This is a genomic window from Saccharothrix sp. ST-888 (genome assembly GCF_000955975.1).
Taxonomy (GTDB): domain Bacteria; phylum Actinomycetota; class Actinomycetes; order Streptomycetales; family Streptomycetaceae; genus Kitasatospora.
On the sequence record NZ_JYJF01001093.1, the window covers coordinates 1 to 260 of the forward strand.

General features: G+C 74.2%; 1 protein-coding gene. It reads right to left on the bottom strand.

Annotation, left to right across the window (positions count from 1 at the left end; all coding sequences use genetic code 11):
- Positions 1-260 (bottom strand): polyketide synthase dehydratase domain-containing protein (locus tag UK12_RS35755; protein WP_045307399.1); only part of this gene is annotated, 260 nt, incomplete at both ends.

Consider the following 260-nt stretch of genomic DNA (forward strand, 5'->3'; position numbering starts at 1 on the left):
CCCGAACCCGGCCTCGCCGAACACCTCGTACAGGTCGTCGACCGCAACCTCGACCGCACCGGCCGGAGGCCACTCCCCCAGCTCGAACGAAGCCGGGGACCCGGCAACCGCGCTCGGGGCGAGCACACCGGTGGCGTGCCGCGTCCACAGCTCCTCGCCGCAGGCATCCTCCGGACGGGAGTGCAGGCTGACCGGACGCCGTCCGGACTCGTCGGCCGCCTCCACGGAGAGCTGCACCTGGACGCCGCCCTGCTCGGGCA